The 19,169-nt window shown below is 34.1% G+C and carries 10 protein-coding genes; 7 read left to right on the top strand and 3 right to left on the bottom strand.

From position 1 onward, the window contains the following. Together B0A58_RS16630 and B0A58_RS09155 are read left to right on the top strand one after the other, a co-directional pair. Positions 1–213: hypothetical protein (locus B0A58_RS16630; RefSeq protein ID WP_207758839.1), on the top strand; the 213-nt coding region annotated here is incomplete at its 5' end. 174 nt (positions 214–387) lie between these two features. Beyond that, positions 388–2,721, top strand: coding sequence for an ATP-dependent helicase (locus tag B0A58_RS09155; RefSeq protein ID WP_089080816.1), 2,334 nt, complete (start codon positions 388–390; stop codon positions 2,719–2,721). A gap of 390 nt (positions 2,722–3,111) precedes the next feature. On the opposite strand, the gene B0A58_RS09160 is transcribed toward B0A58_RS09155, so the two are convergent. Beyond that, on the bottom strand, positions 3,112–7,179 hold the full coding sequence (locus B0A58_RS09160) for a LamG-like jellyroll fold domain-containing protein (RefSeq protein ID WP_089080810.1): 4,068 nt from the start codon (positions 7,177–7,179) through the stop codon (positions 3,112–3,114). Positions 7,180–7,834: 655 nt separating this feature from the next. Between B0A58_RS09160 and B0A58_RS09165 the strand changes: the two genes are divergently transcribed. From B0A58_RS09165 to B0A58_RS09180, 4 genes are read left to right on the top strand one after another with little or no spacing between them, the layout of a single operon-like run. Beyond that, the gene (locus tag B0A58_RS09165; protein WP_089080811.1) at positions 7,835–9,688 is read left to right on the top strand and encodes a tetratricopeptide repeat-containing sensor histidine kinase; all 1,854 of its coding nucleotides are present in this window, start codon (positions 7,835–7,837) and stop codon (positions 9,686–9,688) included. Further along, complete coding sequence (locus tag B0A58_RS09170; RefSeq protein WP_089080812.1) at positions 9,685–10,440, top strand: LytR/AlgR family response regulator transcription factor; 756 nt, start codon at positions 9,685–9,687, stop codon at positions 10,438–10,440. The genes B0A58_RS09165 and B0A58_RS09170 overlap by 4 nt, the downstream gene beginning before the upstream one ends. Positions 10,441–10,460: 20 nt before the next feature. Beyond that, the gene (locus tag B0A58_RS09175; RefSeq protein WP_089080813.1) at positions 10,461–13,103 is read left to right on the top strand and encodes a DUF7619 domain-containing protein; all 2,643 of its coding nucleotides are present in this window, start codon (positions 10,461–10,463) and stop codon (positions 13,101–13,103) included. 11 nt (positions 13,104–13,114) lie between these two features. Further along, the gene (locus tag B0A58_RS09180) at positions 13,115–16,750 is read left to right on the top strand and encodes a DUF7619 domain-containing protein (protein ID WP_089080814.1); all 3,636 of its coding nucleotides are present in this window, start codon (positions 13,115–13,117) and stop codon (positions 16,748–16,750) included. 601 nt (positions 16,751–17,351) lie between these two features. Here B0A58_RS09180 and B0A58_RS09185 read toward each other — a convergent pair. Further along, positions 17,352–17,864 carry a helix-turn-helix domain-containing protein gene (locus B0A58_RS09185; RefSeq protein WP_089080815.1) on the bottom strand — a complete coding sequence of 171 codons (513 nt, stop codon included), beginning with the start codon at positions 17,862–17,864 and terminating at the stop codon, positions 17,352–17,354. 141 nt (positions 17,865–18,005) lie between these two features. Between B0A58_RS09185 and lipB the strand changes: the two genes are divergently transcribed. Continuing rightward, on the top strand, positions 18,006–18,704 hold the full coding sequence (gene lipB / locus B0A58_RS09190) for a lipoyl(octanoyl) transferase LipB (RefSeq protein WP_089080817.1): 699 nt from the start codon (positions 18,006–18,008) through the stop codon (positions 18,702–18,704). Here lipB and B0A58_RS09195 read toward each other — a convergent pair. Further along, positions 18,681–19,055 (bottom strand): DUF1731 domain-containing protein, encoded by a 375-nt coding sequence (locus B0A58_RS09195; RefSeq protein ID WP_243389472.1) that lies wholly within the window; start codon positions 19,053–19,055, stop codon positions 18,681–18,683. The genes lipB and B0A58_RS09195 overlap by 24 nt on opposite strands. Positions 19,056–19,169: the final 114 nt, after the last annotated feature.

Consider the following 19,169-nt stretch of genomic DNA (forward strand, 5'->3'; position numbering starts at 1 on the left):
GTTGATGAAACCACCAAGGCTATTCATTTTCCTCTTTCCTCTATCTTCTTTCCTCTATCTTCTTTTTTCTATCTTCTTTTTTCTTTCCTCTATCTTCTTTCTTCCTGCCTCTTTTTCCTCTTCAAAAACCATGGGTTACACAGACTGTGGCTGCGATATAGCCCCGACAGTAGCGGCATCCTTTTTGTTTTTTCTTTAAAAACAAAAAGATAGAGCGAATGGCGGGAACTGGCCCTGCGTGAAAATGCCTGAAGTGGCTGCTCCTGATTTTGAAAAAAAAGGGTGGTTGTTTGGTTATGGACAGGTTTTTGATTGTGTAGCTGTTTTTTTGTAATGGCGGTATGGTTTTAAATTGTTATTTTTGCCATTAAAAAAAAGTGAATCATGATGCAAAAATATATATCGCAGCTTAATGAGGCCCAGCAATTGCCTGTGCTTCAAAAAGATGGACCAATGATTATTATAGCTGGTGCGGGTTCTGGAAAAACCCGTGTTTTGACTATTCGGATTGCTTATTTGATGAGTCTTGGGGTAGATTCGTTTAATATTTTGGCACTTACGTTTACAAACAAGGCTGCTCGTGAGATGAAGAATAGGATAGCGTCGATTGTGGGGAATAACGAGGCTAAAAATTTGTGGATGGGTACGTTTCACTCGGTTTTTGCAAGGATTTTGAGGTCGGAGGCAGACAAACTGGGGTATCCAAGCAATTTTTCGATTTATGATTCGCAGGATTCGTTGCGCTGTATTTCGGGGATTATCAAGGAGATGCAATTGGATAGGGATATTTATAAGCCGAAGCAGGTTTTGAGTAGGATTTCGTCGTATAAAAATAGTTTGGTAACGGTAAAAGCCTATTTTAATAATCCTGATTTGCAGGAGGCCGATGCGATGTCTAAAAAACCCCGATTGGGCGAGATTTATCAGAATTATGTGGAACGGTGTTTTAAATCGGGGGCTATGGATTTTGATGATTTGTTGTTGAAAACCAACGAGTTGTTGTCGAGGTTTCCAGATGTTTTGATGAAATACCAGAACCGATTTAGGTATATTTTGGTAGATGAGTATCAGGATACAAACCATTCTCAGTATTTGATTGTTCGGGCTTTGTCTGACAAGTTTCAGAATATTTGTGTTGTGGGCGATGATGCTCAGAGTATTTATGCTTTTAGGGGGGCCAATATTAATAATATATTGAATTTTCAAAAGGATTATGAAGGCGTTCAGACGTATCGATTGGAACAAAATTACCGTTCGACCAAGAATATTGTAGAAGCGGCCAATTCTATTATAGATAAAAATAAAACCAAATTGGATAAAGTGGTTTGGACGGCCAATGATTTTGGGCAAAAAATTAAAGTGCACCGCAGTTTGACCGATGCAGAAGAGGGCCGATTTGTAGCGAGCACGATTTGGGAGGAGAAAATGCAATTTCAAAAACCCAACAGCCATTTTGCTATTTTGTATAGGACCAATGCCCAGTCTAGGGCAATGGAAGATGCCCTTAGAAAACGGGATATTCCGTATCGGATTTATGGTGGGTTGTCGTTTTATCAGCGTAAAGAAATTAAAGATGTTTTGGCTTATTTGCGATTGGTAATCAATCCAAAGGACGAGGAGGCATTGGTACGGGTGATTAATTATCCTGCACGGGGCATTGGCGACACTACGGTTGAAAAATTGACCATTGCGGCCAACCATTACAAGCGGTCGATATTTGAGGTGATGCAAAATATAGATCGGATAGACTTGAAACTCAACTCGGGTACGAAACAAAAAATCAATGATTTTGTAACGATGATTCAGAGTTTTCAGGTGATTAATGAAAATCAGGATGCCTTTTATTTGTCTGACCATGTTACCAAAAAAACGGGCTTGGTACAAGAACTCAAAAAAGATGGTACACCAGAAGGAATTGCACGAATAGAAAATATAGAGGAATTGCTTAATGGTATCAAGGATTTTATAGATGGTCAAAAAGAGGTTGATGGGGCTAGGGGTGCTTTGTCTGAATTTTTGGAGGATGTAGCGTTGGCAACAGATTTGGACAAAGACACAGGCGATGATGATCGGGTGGCATTGATGACGATACACTTGGCAAAGGGACTGGAATTTCCAACGGTTTTTGTGGTTGGTATGGAGGAAGACTTGTTTCCGAGTGCCATGTCTATGAGTACCCGAAGCGAGTTGGAGGAAGAGCGTCGGTTGTTTTATGTAGCTCTTACACGTGCCGAGCATCAGGCTTATTTGACGTATGCCCAATCCAGGTACCGCTGGGGCAAACTGTCGGATAGCGAACCCTCTAGGTTTATTGAAGAAATTAAAGAAGAGTTTTTGGAATATATAACGCCAGTTGAAACCAATTATCGTTACAAACCCTTGATAGACAATGATATATTTGGCGATGTGGATAAATCAAAGTTGCGACTGACAAAACCTGTATCGGGCTTGCCGCCAAAGTATATTACGGACCAAGAGCCACAACCCGAACACCAAGTTAGAAAACTGAAGTCGCTTATGGGCTCTTCCTCTGCAGGCTCTTCCTCTGCTGGAGATAGTGGGATGAAAATAGGGCAAATTATTATTCACGAGCGATTTGGTAAGGGCGAAATTATCAATTTGGAGGGGGTTGGGGCAGATAAGAAAGCCGAAATCCGATTTGAAGTTGGGGGCATCAAAAAATTGTTATTGCGGTTTGCAAAATTAACCATTGTAGGATGATGAGTTGATTGAATAATTAGGGTAAAAAGGACTCATGCCTTACAAAGCAAAAAAATGAATGAAAAATAACATTGCCTATATTTTAGGAATGTTTCAAATTTTGAAAATATTGAAATTTTATACCAAACACTTATATAAAATAGTCTAAAAATGCAATGCTATTTTTTTTCAAGATTTTATAAAAAAATCATTTCATAGCTGGGCTACGTAATTATTTTTTTGTGAAATATTTGGAGAAAAAGAGCTTGCAAATTGGGCTATTTTATATGAGTGTTTGGTATTAAGTATAAAAAAGCCCTAATTTTTATAATTAGGGCTTCCTTGTTTTAAGCTATTATTTTTTTTCAATTAGTACCTATATTTAGTACAGATACAAAAAACGAAAGATGATTATTTTATAATGATTTTACCTGTAATAATTTTATCAAGAGACTCTACACTATAAAAGTAAATTCCGGGTGCTTTTGCGGCATTAATTTTTTCAGATTCGTTGATTTTACTAATAAATATTAATTTACCGGTGCTGTCATATACATTCAAAAGGGCTTGTTGTCCTATGTTTTTGAAGTAAAACCCCGACTCGATAGAGGAAGGATTTGGATACACCAAAACATTTTGATTTAGAGTATTGGTAGTGTTATTTAAAACACTAATAGACTTGAAATAAAACTGTCCGCTAGACTGATTTAAGGTATTAGCAGTAGCATTATTGTTGAAAGGGATAGGACTAGTAATTTGAATTGGAGCAAAAGCAACGGCATTTGCGTTGATGGTTGTAGGGTTTCCTTTGTCTGTCCAATCTGATAGCACATCGCTATTACGTTCTCTTTCAAATAATTTTACTTCGGTGTTTTGTAAACCACTTAAATTAGAAACATCGGTAAACACAACGTTGCTTAAGTTATTTACATCGCTTACAGTACCATAGTTTTCTATACAGTAGTACTCATTATTTATATCATAATCAGCATTGGGTTTTAAATAAGGTTCTGTTGTTATTCTAGTAACTACTACACGTCCATTAGGATTAGTAGTGCCAGTGTTTATTATAACATTTGGAGTTGTAAAATGATATAAAGTATTATTTTGATTAAGTGTTAGTGCTTGGGCAACTCCTGGTCCGATAGGACAAGAGGAGTCTATCGTTGAAGCACCGTTTATAACACTTAAATCGTTGTTGTTTTTTACATCAAAAATCTCGTTATTTAAAATAGAATTAAATTGGTAATAAGCAAAAAGATTGTTATCACTATTGCCAACTTTTGTAAGGTGTTTGTTGAGCCTAATTTCATCTAAAGTAAGTGCTCTATCCCATAAACACACTTCTTCCAATATGCCTTTATATTGTCTGTCATTACGTCTGTTGTGAATTCCTAAGTCAAGAGTTGAAAGGTTTTGGCTAGGAAAAGAAGTGTTTATTTCGTAGGTTTTTTCGTTTAGTACCAATGTAACTTTAGTAGGTGTATAAATCAAAGCCACATACGACCATTTGTCTTTAGGAACAATAAGTCCAGAGTTATACCACCAAAGCCCTCCACAGTGGGTACCTAATTCGTTAGTGCCATTTTTAAAGTCTAGCGTAATTCCATTAGTATAAAGTATAGAGGAGTAATCTTGTTGAATACCATTTGGTTTAATCCAAGCAGAGAACGTAAAATTAGTAACGGTTTTTTGTGGATTAAAATTTTTGGTTAAATATTGACTATTTGTTCCATTAAAGAGTGCCGCTTTTTCTGCAAAAGGTTTTGGGGTACATTCACTAGGATTGACCACAATCATATTTTGAACTGTTTTAGAGCTTGTACCTTGAGGGTTTGTAACAGTTAAACTAACGTTGTAAGTACCAGGATTAGCATATACAACCAATGGATTTCTTATAGAGGTGGACGAAATAGAAGTGGCACCAGGAAAACTCCATTGCCAAGTAGCATTCGTATGATTTAAAATAGAATAATCTTCAAATTGAACGATTTGTCTGTTGCAATATACTTGTTTATTGGCTACCATTGGTTGTGCTTTTGGAACAGAATTTTCGTAAAAATCATGTTCCCATACTCCTCTGTTTCCAGCAATACGAAGTTTGCCCGATTTGTAAAATGGTTTGGCATCTAAAAGTCTAAAACTAGACGGAATACCATTAGACATATCAACCCAATTAGTAAGTGTGTTGTTTTTATAAAATACATGTCGAGAACAAATGATGTACACACCACCATTTGTACCTTCTTGTACTTCAATGTCTCTGATTTGAAAACCGTTTAGTGCAGTTGTTGTAATATTACTCCATGATTGTCCTAAATTGACGGATTTATATACTTTTGTAGTGCTATTTCCAGTTACATCATAAGCTATAAACAGTTCGTCTTGTTCGTTTAAACTCATAGAAAATTTATTGTAAATCAAAGGAAGTGTTATTTCAGTCCAGTTGACACCAGCATCAGTACTTTTCCACAATTTCACGGTACTACCCAAGTGATGAACGGCAAAAATGAGATTTGGATTATGTCTAGAAACCTCGATTCCTCTAACTGTGTTGCCAGCTACACCAAATTCGTGCAATAAATTAAAGCTTGCTCCATAGTCTTCACTTGCCCATATTTTATTGTCTTTGCCCAAATAAATATTGTTCCACCACCTAGGGTCGTTTACAATTTCGCTTTTTTCCAAACTGTTACCTGATTTTGGATATAAAGTAATTGATGGAATATTTTGAACGTTGCCAGTACTAGTAGCGGGAATCCATTTGCCCCCTATATCATCAAAATAGGTTTTTTTGTTATCGCCTAAATTCACAAAACCAGTAGCACTTTCGCCACCACCTAATGAAATAGTTTTGCCATTCTGATAGTTTTCATGATAGGCCATATTACCAGTATGGTATCTGCCACCAACCACAACATCTTCGTTCCAACCCTGATCAAAGCCCCACAAATCACAAGTGGTTATTCCTTTATTTTTAGAGTCTAAAAAATTTAAGTTGACATCATATTGATCTACTCCACCATCAGTTACCACCCAAGCATCGTTGCCTTGTACTTGAATTCCTTGAATATCGGGATGTCTGTATCGATTAGAACAATTATTGCAACCATAGCCACCATGAAGTTTAAATGTAGTACCACCATCAGAAGAGCGAAATAAATTGAGCATTCCAACCATAAAAACATTTGGATCAGTATCTGAAGCGTCTATAGCAGCATTATAAAAACCTTGATCATAATTGCCACCATTAACGTTAAATGTGGACATGGCCCAATGCGTTGCAGAATAAGGCCCTCCAGGATTATTATCGGGTGTTCCATCATTATTTCCATCATAAGGCAAACTCCATGATTCGCCTGCATCGGTACTTTTATATACACCAATATAATTGATATCAGTAGCATAATCTATATCACTTCCAAGCAATAATACGTATATTCTATTTGGATCGGCAAGTGTGTTGGCAATTTTTGCCCCCTCTGCATGATTTGCAACCCCGTTTGTAGGTACAAACCATCCGCTTGTTTTGGCCATAAATGTTAATCCAGCATCCGTCGATTTCCAAATTTCAAACCTATTTACAGCACTGTTTTTCTTGGCAATATACACCACAGAAGCATCGTTGCTTTTAAATTCTATATCCGTTACAACATCCGCTGTAATGTTTGTCCATGTTTGTCCAGCATCGGTACTCCGTTTGAGCCCAAAACTGCCACTTACAAACACAATATTTGAATTGTTTGGGCTAACTTCTACATCATTTTGCCATGTTGAAGTAAGCATCAAAGTCCAGTTTTGACCACCATCTATCGATTTGAATAAACGTGTGTCGTGTGCAACATACACAATGTTTTCATTATTTGGATCTACTTTAATTGCTTGTGAAGTTCCATAATCAAAAACGGTTTTGCCTACTTCTGTCCAATTCTCGGACTTGTCTATAGATTTAAATACTGCACCAGTTTCTGTTCCACAATACAATACATTGGGGTTAGATTTTGATTGCGTAAAACAGTAAATGTTTACTTGAGACGATTTTCTGTTGCCATTAGTTTCAAACGTTTCTATTGGAGCCACAGGAACCCAAGCGTCCGAAACGGTGTACTGATTGTTATTTTTGCTTGCAACAGCTGTATTTTCGGCTGTTTTTAATGGCTCTTCTATTACAATATCTCCCTCGCTGTTGTAATATTTGTTTGTGTTTACAAGTCTAAAAAATTGCTTGTAATTTTGTGTATGTGTATTTTTTTCTAACACATGAACCTTGTAATAAGCATCATATAATGCACTAACCTCAAAAAAATTGGGGTTTTCACTATACATTTTTTTTACCCATTCAGGGTCAGATGCTTTAACCGGACATCCTAACGTTTTAAATAAAGCAGGGTATTTTGGCTTTGGATAATAATCTTTATTTTGTCCGAAGCCTAATAAAAAGCAGAACAAAAATCCAGATAAAAGTAATATTTTTTTCATAATAATAACAATTTATAGTTCGTAGTAAATTTAGTATATATTAAATCAATAAAAAATTCAACTCAAAATATATAAAAAATAAAACCGTTACATTTCAATATAAACAATAGTATTAGTCGTATTAATCAATAATTAGATATGATAAAATTGAAATATAAAAGTAATTTATGTATATAATTTTAAAATTTTTAAATCAATTTAATTTTAATTTTTATTTATAAATGATGTTAATTATGATAATAATATTTCAAAACATAATAAATATTTATTTATTTTTGATTAAAATAATCCAATACCAAGTGAATCATTAACTCAAAAATGGTAGTTTTTTTATTTTTTTAAACTATTGTCAAAATAAATAATTGATTATACCTTTAAAAAACGAACACCCACAAGAAGTACAAGAACAAGAAAACTGTTGATAAAATACAAGAAAACTATATGATAAACAATAAAAACAAATTGCAGTAAATGTGGTAAGTACATCAATTATGGTATTTAAAAAAGTCAAATTTAATCACATAAAAATTTCAAAACGCAACCTTATTTAATAAAAAAAGCACTACCATTATCCTAAAAATAAAGGCTATTGTCATTTTTATTGCATTTGTTTTTGAGAATCAACTACTTTTGTGGGTATAAATAAGTAAGCAAGATGCAAACAAAAATAGGGTTCTTTTTACTTTTAGTATGGTGTGGCTGTTCATCGCCCGTACAACAAGAGCGGGCTGAGGTTTTGGATCATTTAAAAAAAGCAGAAAATTATTTTGATTTGCCCAAAAATGATTTGTTACAACATGCAAATTTTGTGATTCAACATGCCAAAAACAGCCAAACAATTGGAAAAGCCTACCACCATAAAGGTAATATTTTGATGATCAATGGGCATTTGCCTCAAGCATTATTTTGTTTTCAGAAAGAAAACAAAATATTTGAATTTTTATTACATACAAATGACACGCCCGATATACAAAAAATGTATGCCAATTCTTGGGCCAGCATGGGTATCATTTATAGCCAGCAAAGCAATTATACCAAGGCTTTGAACCACCATTTTAAAGCCCTTAGGATATTTGAGTACATTGCCAATTTTGAAATGCAAAGTGCCATTTATAATAATATTGCTATCGAATACCAGTCGTTGAATAAATTTGAATTGGCCAACGGATATTTATTTAAAGCCCTGAAAACCAGTAATAAAGATGTAGAAACAACCGTAAGTATTTATACCAATATTGGTAAAAATTACATCAGAATCAATCATTTTCAGCAAGGTAAAACTTACTTAGATTTGGCACTAAAACAGGTTTCAAACATCAGCAACGATAGAGCAAAAGGCGAATTGTACAACGCTTTGGGCAATTATTATTTTCACCAACAACAATTTGACGAAGCCCGAAAATATTTGCAATTAGCCACTCAAGCATTTGTCAAAATAGACGATGTTTTTGGACTAACAGACACCTATTATTTTCAGGCCTTGCTAGCCGAAAAAGAGCAAAATGTAACATTGGCCAAAAGTTTGTTAGCAAAAACAATTGCCATAAGCGAGCAGCTCAATGTGCTAGACATTCAAGCCATAGCTCATTTAGAGTTGGCTCAGATATATGCTTCAGACAATCCACAACAAAGGTTTTTTCATACACAAAAACACTACGAAATTGCACTCAAATTAGCCCAAAACAACAACGACAAAGCATTAGAATATATAGAAATGCAACACCAACTCGAGGAGCAAAAACTAGCACAAGTCAATCAAAAGCAACGCAGGTGGTTGTATGGAGGGGTAGGAGTATTGGTGTGTTTGATAGGGCTTGGTGTATTGTTGTTTTATTTGTATTACAAAAAACAAAACTTACAAAAACTAGATTTAAAGCTGCAAAAAGACAAAGCAGAGTTGCAGCACAAGGCCTTGTTTTTGCAAATGAATCCTCATTTTATTTTTAATTGTTTGGGGAGTGTTTCGAGTTTGATTTTGCAAGAAGAATATAACTTGGCAACGCAATACCTCAATAAATTTGCACGACTCTTGAGGCTGACTTTAGAAAATTCAAAAGAAGATAGCATTACGATTGCAAACGAAATAGACAATTTAGATCAATATATTGCCCTCGAAAAATTGCGATTTGACAACAAGTTTGATTATGACATTACGTATAGCAAAGCATCAATTTTAGACTATAAGTTGCCCTCTATGCTCTTGCAGCCGTTAGTAGAAAATGCCATTTTGCACGGCATTGCTACCATAAAAATTAAAGGCCAAATTCGGGTTGATTTTTCAACAGACCACGAGCATTTAAAGGTTGTCATTCAAGATAATGGCATAGGATATGAAGTTTCAAAATGGCAAAAAGCCCATTCGGTGCTACAACACCAGTCGATGGCCATGGGCATAATCAAAAAAAGAATAGAAACACTAGGAGGCCAACTTGTAGTAGAACAAACCCACTTGGACCCCAATTATCCAGGAACTACCATTAGCCTGTATTTAAAACTACAACAATCATGAAAGCAGTATTGATAGAAGACGAATTACAATTGCGAAAAGGGCTTCGACTTTTGTTAAAAAAACTCATGCCAAGCTTGCAACTGGTTGGCGAGTCCGACAGTGTGTCCGATGGTTATCAGTGTATAGTTGATCAGCAGCCCGACTTGTTGTTTTTGGATATTCAAATCAATGAGGGAAGCAGTTTTGATATTTTAGAAAAATTGAAAACGAATGTACCGCATTATACCCCCAAAATTATATTCATAACAGCCTACCAACAATATGCAGTAAAGGCTTTTAAATACAGCGTGATAGACTATATTTTGAAACCCATAGATGCCGAAGAATTGAGGCAAGTGCTGGATAGGGTAGTGCAACAAACGACAAACAACCAATACCCACAAATAGACTTGCTCCTGCAGCATTTGAACAAGCCAGCCGAAACCAAAAAAATAGCTTTGGTATCTGATAGCAAAACACTTATTGTGCCAATAGAGCAGCTATTAAGGTTTGAAGCCATGGGCAATTATACAAAAGTATTTTTGAAAGACAGCAGGAAAATTGTTACATCAAAAACCCTCAAAGAGTATGACGAACTGTTGCAAACCTTTGGTTTTGAACGCATTCATCAATCGCATTTGATAAATAGAAACGAAATTATTTCGTTTTCTAAAAAAGACAATTATGTAGAAATGTCGTGCCACAGCCAAGTACCCATATCGAGCAAACGCATGGGGCTTTTGGACGAAATTATTAAAAAAATAACCTTATAGAATTTAAATATACAAGCATTATGAAAAAAATATATACAACCCTAGTTTTATTATGTGCCGTGGTTTTTGCAAACGGACAAATTGTAAGTATTCCAGATATTAATTTTAAGTTGGGATTAATACAAAACGGAGTCGATACTAACAATGACAATCTAATACAACAAAGTGAAGCAAACGCAATTACAAGTTTATCTTTAGGATTAAATAATATCTTAGATTTTACAGGGCTTAACTCTTTTACAAACTTAGTGAATTTAAGAATGGGAGTTTATTACAGTACAAATTGTGAGTGTTGGAGAAATAGTGGTGATTCTAGTGTTAATACATTGAATTTAAGTAATTTAACTAACTTGGAATTTGTTCATTTGGGTAGATTTAATGTTTTGTCAAATATAAATTTTACTGGTTGTTCAAGTCTAAAGACAATAATTACTCAATCCGAACAAGATAATAATGGTAATGTAATAAACCTTAATCTTTCTAATTTACCTAATTTAGAATATGTTGATTTTGGTAAATTTAATAGTGTTCAAAGTGTTAATTTACAAGGTTGTAACAATCTTAAAACTTTAATATTAAGTTCATCGAGTATTACTAATTTCGATATATCTAACCATCCAAATATTGAGACATTAATTTTTCGGAATATTTATTCAGGTTCATTAAGTAATCTAAATGTATTAGGATGTAATAATTTGAAAGAATTATGGGTGCAAGAAAATCATTTTCTCGGAAGTTTAAATTTAACTGGATTACAAAATTTAGAGATTTTAAACGCCCAATACTATGGCTGGAGTGGTAATTATCAAAATAGTTTATTAAATTCGATAGATTTATTAGGTTGTACAAGTTTAAAAGAAATTAATGTATCAAAGGCAAGTTTATCAAGTATAGATTTACAAAGTTGCCTAAATTTAGAAAAATTAATTTGTGATAACAACACAAACTTAACAACTTTAAATTTAAGTGGATTAAGTTTATTCGGTAGTTTAGTAAGCAATAATTGTTCTTTAAATAATTTAAACTTATCTAACTGCACATCTCTCCAAACCCTTCAATGCCAAAACAACCAACTAACAACCTTAGATTTATCTGATTGCGGCAACTTGCAATCTGTAAACTGCGACAACAACAATTTGCAATTCATTTCTTTTAAAAACAATACCAACGAAACCAAAACATTTTTAAATAATCCAAATTTAACCTATATTTGTGCTGATGACATGGAACAACAAAGTGTGCAATATATTGTTAATGTTTACGAAATGTGGGATACTTGCGTAGTAGGTGATTATTGCTCCTTCAACCCAAACGGCAACTACAACACCATTTCGGGCAACGCACTATACGACAACGAAACCAACGGCTGCGACACCAACGATGCTCCCTTTGAGTTTTTAAGGGTTAATATGACCGATGGCACCAATTCGGGTTCTACGTTTACCAATTTTGAGGGCGATTATGCCTTTTTTATGAACAATGGCACGTTTACTCTAACCCCTCAATTGGAAAATCCAACATACTTTAATGTGTCGCCAGCCACAACGCAAATTGCTTTTGCTAATAATAACAACAATACCGCAAGTCAGGATTTTTGCATTACACCCAATGGCACCCACAACGATTTGGAAGTGGTTTTGGCACAAGTAACCCCCGCCCGCCCTGGTTTTGATGCCGAGTATCGTTTGGTGTATAAAAACAAAGGCAACCAACCGCTTTCGGGAGCAGTTTCTGTTACTTTTGATGATGCAAAATCGGATTTTGTTAGTGCTTCAGTAGTGCCAACTTCAAATACAACAGGTTCATTGTCATGGAATTACAGCAATTTGTTGCCGTTTGAAAACCGTAGCATCTCCTTTACTTTAAACGTCAATACACCAACCGAAACGCCAGCGGTAAATAATGGCGATATATTGGCTTTTAATGCTCAAATTACCCCACTTACGGGCGACGAAGTGCCTGCAGACAACGTTTTTGTTTATAATCAAACGGTGGTCGGATCGTTTGATCCAAATGACATTTACTGTTTAGAGGGCAGTAGTTTGGATCCAAGTATGATTGGCAATTATCTACATTATAACGTGCGATTTGAAAACACAGGCACGGCAGCTGCCGAAAATATTGTTGTAGCCACAACCATCAATCCAGCGGAATACGATTTGAGTTCGTTGCAAGTGATGAATGCCTCGCACAACGTTTACACCCGATTAAACGGCAATTTGGTCGAATTTATTTTCGAGAACATCCAGTTGGCAGGCTCACCATCGGGAGGTCACGGACATGTGCTTTTCAAAATGAAGTCGAACCCCAACGTGCAAACTACGGGTCATGTAACGTCTAATGCCAATATCTTTTTTGACTATAATTTTCCTGTACCCACAAACGATGCCACAACGGTATTTGAAACGTTGCAAAATCGAAATTTTACAAAAGACACAACAGTAACAATAGCCCCCAATCCAGCAGAAGACAGCGTTACCCTATCGGCCCAAAGCAATATCAATGCCATCACCATTTTCGACGCCCAAGGCAGAATTGTACAATTTATAAAAGCGGATTCATTACAAAAAACAATAGATGTAAACCACTTAAAAACAGGTATGTACATCCTAGAAATCCAAACTGAAACTGGTAAAAAAGTGGAAAAATTGATGAAGAAATAAATGAGATAATTATGAAAAAAATATATACAACCCTAGTTTTATTATGTGCCGTGGCTTTTGCTAATGGGCAAGTGGTGAGTATTCCAGATATTAATTTTAAGTTGAAGTTACTTTCAGCAAACACCACAACCAACCAAATTGCAAAAGATTTGAATGGGAATTGGACAGTGATTGATACGAATAATGATAATCTGATTCAGCAGAGTGAGGCAAATAATGTGTCAAGTTTAGATTTAAGATTGAGTAGTATTCAAAATATAACGGGTATAAAAAGTTTTATTAATTTGATTTCAATTGATTTATCAAATTACCATCCAGAAATTACAAGTGGACAGTTTGACCTTTTTAATTTTCTTACAGACTATACACAAATTTTAGATTTTGGTAATATGACACATTTAGAAAATATTGTTACCGAAGGAAGTGTAAATAAAATAAATATAAATGGCTGTTCTAATCTAAAAAAATTTATTGTTACAGATTATTCTGAAGGAGGATATTCATTAGGTGTTACAATTGAATATAATATAACGGATCTTCAAAATTTAGAAGAAATAAATTTAATTAATGGTGGAAATATTGATTTTTCGCAATTAACACATTTAAAGAAATTATTTATAATCAGTAAACCAATAGTAAATTTAACTAATTTATCGCTTTTAGAAGAGATTTATTTGAGTACTGGACCAAATTCAAATGATTTTATATATGGTCCAATTGAAGTTAGTTTGACTTTGCCAATTGTTAAAACAAGTTTAAAACGAGCAACAATAGATGTTGCTACAATTAGTTCATTAAATTTTAATGATTTTATAAACTTGGAGTATCTTGATTTATATGCAAGTACGAACTATCAAAACCCTGCTCCTTATGGAAATTTAACAAATTTAAGTTTAACAAATTGTAATAAATTAAAAACATTAAATATTTCTCGAAGTAACTTGACTATTTTTAATTATAATCTTCCATTGTTAGAAAATTTAGATTGTTCAAAAAGTAAGATTAAAGAAATTGATTTGAATAATTGTCCATTATTGAATACATTGAATTGCAGTAACAGTGATTTGAAATTATTGAAGTTAGCAAATACATCTTTAGAAAATCAGATAACTTTTTTACCGAATACTAAATTAAATTTTATTTGTGCAGATTCTATTCAAGTACCATCACTTCAATACCAAGTTAATTTAGCTAGTTTAGAAAATCAAATAACAGTTAGTGCTGATTGTAATTTAGCCCAAAGTTTTATTACGATTGACATTGCTGATATAAATTTTAAAAATAAATTAATTGCATTAGGTGTAGATACTAATAATGATTTAAAAATTCAAAAAAACGAGGCATTGTCTTTAACAAGCTTAAATTTATCAAACTCAGAAATAACAGATTTGACAGGTATTGAATATTTTACACATTTAACGTCATTAGATTGTAGTTCAAATACAATAAGTTATCTTAATTTAGCTTCATTAACTGAATTAAATCATTTGAATTTTAGCAATAACAGTTGTGTTTTTATAGATTTATCAAAATTAATAAATTTACAAACCATTAATGCTTCTAACAATCAATTAAGACAAATTTATTTCAATAACAATGTAAGTGAAACTAGTTTTGATTTTTCAGGAAACTCAAAATTGCATACAATTATAACAGATTTGAATCAATTTGCCTATTTTACAGGATTATATCCATCAGCTCAAATTTCTAATATTGGAAATTTTGTTGATGAATACCTTCCTTACATGATGACTTATCTTAGCAACGCATTAAATACATTAACGATGCAAAGAAATGTAATTTATGGACCTAGTTATTTTGGCGGTGGCGATCGTCATTTACAAGAAACACGAGGGTTAGAGCGTTATACAAATTTAGAATCTTTTTCAACAAATAGTATGGGTGGAAATCATGTTTATTATGGAATTACTCCAATCAGTTGTATAGAATCATTTATTCACTTAGAAAGTTTAAGTGTTATTCAAAGTCCACTTTTACCAATAAATTTTCAATTATTTAGTAATTTAAAAAATTTGACTTTATCAACAGATATACCAAATTTAGAAACGATAGATTTGAATAGTAATTTAAAATTAGAACAAGTTTATTTAGGTGTGGGAAATAAAATTTTTTTAAATAATGGGATCAATGAAAATTTAAGTTTTTTAGAAAATTATAATCATACAGTCATAAATGAATCTGGAAACGTGTACCTTTGTGTGGACGATTTCCAAACGACTACTTTTCATGCACAATACCCTTCAGCAAATATAAATAGTTATTGTTCCTTCACACCTGGCGGCAACTACAACACCATTTCGGGCAACGCACTATACGACAACGAAACCAACGGCTGCGATACCAACGATGCTCCTTTTGAGTTTTTAAGGGTTAATATGTCCGATGGCACCAATTCGGGTTCTACGTTTACCAATTTTGAGGGCGATTATGCCTTTTTTATGAACAATGGCACGTTTACTCTAACCCCTCAATTGGAAAACCCAACATACTTTAATGTGTCGCCAGCCACAACGCAAATTGCTTTTGCTAATAATAACAACAATACCGCAAGTCAGGATTTCTGCATCACCCCAAATGGCACCCACAACGATTTGGAAGTGGTTTTGGCACAAGTAACCCCCGCCCGCCCTGGTTTTGATGCCGAGTATCGTTTGATTTATAAAAACAAAGGCAACCAACCGCTTTCGGGAGCAGTTTCTGTTACTTTTGATGATGCAAAATCGGATTTCGTAAATGCTTCAATAACGCCAACTTCAAATACAACAGGTTCATTGTCATGGAATTACAGCAATTTGTTGCCGTTTGAAAACCGTAGCATCGCCTTTACTTTAAATGTCAATACACCAACCGAAACGCCAGCGGTAAATAATGGCGATATATTGGCTTTTAATGCTCAAATTACCCCACTTACGGGCGACGAAGTGCCTGCAGATAACGTTTTTGTTTATAATCAAACGGTGGTCGGATCGTTTGATCCAAATGACATTTACTGTTTAGAGGGCGGTAGTTTGGATCCAAGTATGATTGGCAATTACCTACATTATAACGTGCGATTTGAAAACACAGGCACGGCAGCTGCCGAAAATATTGTGGTGGCAACGACAATCAATCCAGCGGAATACGATTTGAGTTCGTTGCAAGTGATGAATGCCTCGCACAACGTTTACACCCGATTAAACGGCAATTTGGTGGAATTTATTTTCGAGAACATCCAGTTGGCAGGCTCACCATCGGGAGGTCACGGTCATGTGTTGTTCAAAATGAAGTCGAACCCCAACGTGCAAACTACGGGTCATGTAACGTCTAATGCCAATATCTTTTTTGACTATAATTTTCCTGTAGCCACAAACGATGCCACAACGGTATTTGAAACGTTGCGAACCAACGATAATGATGCGATTACGGTTCAAATATATCCAAATCCTACAAAAGATCAACTACATATTCAAAGCCAAGAAGCCATCAAAAAACTGGAATGGTATGACATTGGGGGTAGGATTTTGGAAAGCATCAGCGTTGATGCTAAAGAAGTACATCAGGATTTGAGCCAACGTGCCAGCGGCATTTATTTTGTAAAATTAAAAACAGAAAAAGGCAGCAAAACATTGAAAATTATAAAAGAATAGTTGATTTAAAAATATAAGACAAGTCGAAAAATAACAGACCAAGACATCTTTTTTTTTAGTAAAAAAGGCATCGTTTTTGGATCCAATACAAATGATTGTCGGCAATACAAACAGCGTATGTTTTTGGCTTGTCTTTTTTATAAACCTTTTATTTATGTAGCAATAGCAAGGTTATCATATAAAAATGGATATAAAATGTAAAATATCTTTAAATACATACAAATATTTTATTTTATTGATGATAATAGAAATAAATTATATATATTTGCAACCAAATATGAAAATTATTGTAAAAACAAAACAATAACTTAAAAACAATACCAATAAGGAATATCTTAACCTAAATAATTCACTACTATTGGCACCTCTTACAGTTTTAAAAAACGGTATGAGGTGTTTTTTTTTTTGAAGTCGATTATAAATTTGACGTATGAAATAGGACTAATATGACAATCAAGCTAATAATTAAGATTACATAAAAAACACACACTTTTATACGGTAGTATTTCAATATGTTTTTTTAATCCACTTATAGGAAATGTCAGCTGTATTGCTCATAATGCATTCATCTTCAAATATAAAAATAGCTTCAGTAAGGCATTCATAGCGTTTTTTTTAAATCCTCAACAAATTTTTCTCTCAATTCTGGCTTTTCCTCCGCATAAAAACCCTTGCCTTTTTTGTGAGTTAAACCCATCTTCTTTTTTAATAGCACATAGATCATATCATCTGAATAAACTATATTACAATGTTTTTCAACAACTTTTACTAGTAAAGGAGCCGTCCATGTTTCAGTATTAAAGCCATATTTCGTGGGGCTTTCATTAAGTATTAAATTTTTCAACCAATCCAACTGATCATTTGTAATTTTTGGTTTTCTTCCTGTTTTTGGTCTGTCATTCAATCCTTCTAAACCAAATTCGTTAAACCTTTTTACCCAAATACAAATTTGATTATGACTTAAGAGTAATAATTCCTGTGCTTTACGACTACTTTCTCCTTTAGCAATTGATAAAATACTAAACAAACGAAGAGCAATCTTATAGTCTTCTTTCGATTTTAATAAGGCTTCAATCTCTGAAACACTCATTGAGGTTATTTCTAATTTTTGCATGGGCAAATATATAAAAAATATGTAATGTAAAATTATCGGGACAATATAATTAACGCATTAGACTATAAAAAGTGTAACTTTGTAGCAACTATTGGAGGTTTAGAACAAAATTTAGGAAGCAGTTTTATGGATTACAAACAAATGAATAAAGAAATTTACTTACAAGAATTAGGTTTTCGAGATTATAAAGACTGCTGGGATTATCAGGAGGCTTTGTTTAAGGAAATTGTCGATTTGAAGATTGCCAATCGGCAAAATGATACACAAATCAAGACACCAAACTACTTTTTGTTTGTAAGTCATCCGCATGTATATACACTGGGCAAAAGCGGCGACATTAGTAATTTATTACTTACAGAAAATCAATTGAAAAGCAAGGGGGCTACTTTTTATAAAATCAATAGGGGAGGCGATATTACTTATCATGGCCCTGGACAGATAGTAGGTTATCCGATTTTAGATTTAGAGAATTTTTTTACAGATATTCATAAATATTTAAGGCTTTTAGAAGAAACAATCATGCTGACTTTGTCTGACTATGGACTTTCAGCAAGTCGAAGTCCAGGCGAAACAGGGGTTTGGCTAGATGTAGGTACACCATTTGCTCGAAAAATATGTGCTATGGGAGTGCGTGCCAGCCGATGGGTAACCATGCACGGCTTTGCCCTGAATGTGAATGTTGATTTGGGGTATTTTGACAACATTATTCCTTGTGGCATAAAAGGCAAAGCTGTTACATCGTTACAAGTAGAACTTGGCGTTGCAAGTGTCGATGAGCAAGAAGTAAAGGCCAAAATCAGTAAACATTTTTGTGCATTATTTGAAGCAACTTTTTGTTGAGGTTAATGATTTTAAAGCTAAATCGAGCGTGTCAAATTCAAATTGGAAGCCATTTTTGATTAATTTTTTTGGAACTACATTTCTGCTTTTCAATACCAATTCGGGTTCGGTTTGAATAAGAAAAGCGGCAAAATGTAATAAGCGATTTGAAACTGCAATGCCAAAAGGCCTATTGAGATGGGCTCTTAATTTGGACATAAAATCCTGATTACTAATCGGTTTTGGGGATACTATATTGACAGGACCAATGATTTTTTGTTGGATGATATGGGCAACAGCACGGGCAAAATCCTGTTCGTGAATCCAACTAATAAGTTGGTTTCCTGGTCCTTGCTTACCGCCAAAACCCATTAGAGTGATCTTTTTTAGTGGAACCAATGCACCACCCTGATGCCCCAATACAATTGATGTTCGTAAGGCTGTTTTTAGGGTTTTGGGTGTTGTTGTGGCTCATATAAAATAATT

Source organism: Flavobacterium branchiophilum NBRC 15030 = ATCC 35035, assembly GCF_002217205.1.
GTDB lineage: Bacteria > Bacteroidota > Bacteroidia > Flavobacteriales > Flavobacteriaceae > Flavobacterium > Flavobacterium branchiophilum.

What these genes read in the sequence shown, in the direction of transcription:
- B0A58_RS09155 (WP_089080816.1), top strand. Translation starts at nt 388, where the DNA reads ATGCAAAAATATATATCGCAGCTTAATGAGGCCCAGCAATTGCCTGTG.
- B0A58_RS09160 (WP_089080810.1), bottom strand. Translation starts at nt 7,179, where the DNA reads ATGAAAAAAATATTACTTTTATCTGGATTTTTGTTCTGCTTTTTATTA.
- B0A58_RS09165 (WP_089080811.1), top strand. Translation starts at nt 7,835, where the DNA reads ATGCAAACAAAAATAGGGTTCTTTTTACTTTTAGTATGGTGTGGCTGT.
- B0A58_RS09170 (WP_089080812.1), top strand. Translation starts at nt 9,685, where the DNA reads ATGAAAGCAGTATTGATAGAAGACGAATTACAATTGCGAAAAGGGCTT.
- B0A58_RS09175 (WP_089080813.1), top strand. Translation starts at nt 10,461, where the DNA reads ATGAAAAAAATATATACAACCCTAGTTTTATTATGTGCCGTGGTTTTT.
- B0A58_RS09180 (WP_089080814.1), top strand. Translation starts at nt 13,115, where the DNA reads ATGAAAAAAATATATACAACCCTAGTTTTATTATGTGCCGTGGCTTTT.
- B0A58_RS09185 (WP_089080815.1), bottom strand. Translation starts at nt 17,864, where the DNA reads ATGCAAAAATTAGAAATAACCTCAATGAGTGTTTCAGAGATTGAAGCC.
- lipB (WP_089080817.1), top strand. Translation starts at nt 18,006, where the DNA reads ATGAATAAAGAAATTTACTTACAAGAATTAGGTTTTCGAGATTATAAA.
- B0A58_RS09195 (WP_243389472.1), bottom strand. Translation starts at nt 19,055, where the DNA reads ATGGGTTTTGGCGGTAAGCAAGGACCAGGAAACCAACTTATTAGTTGG.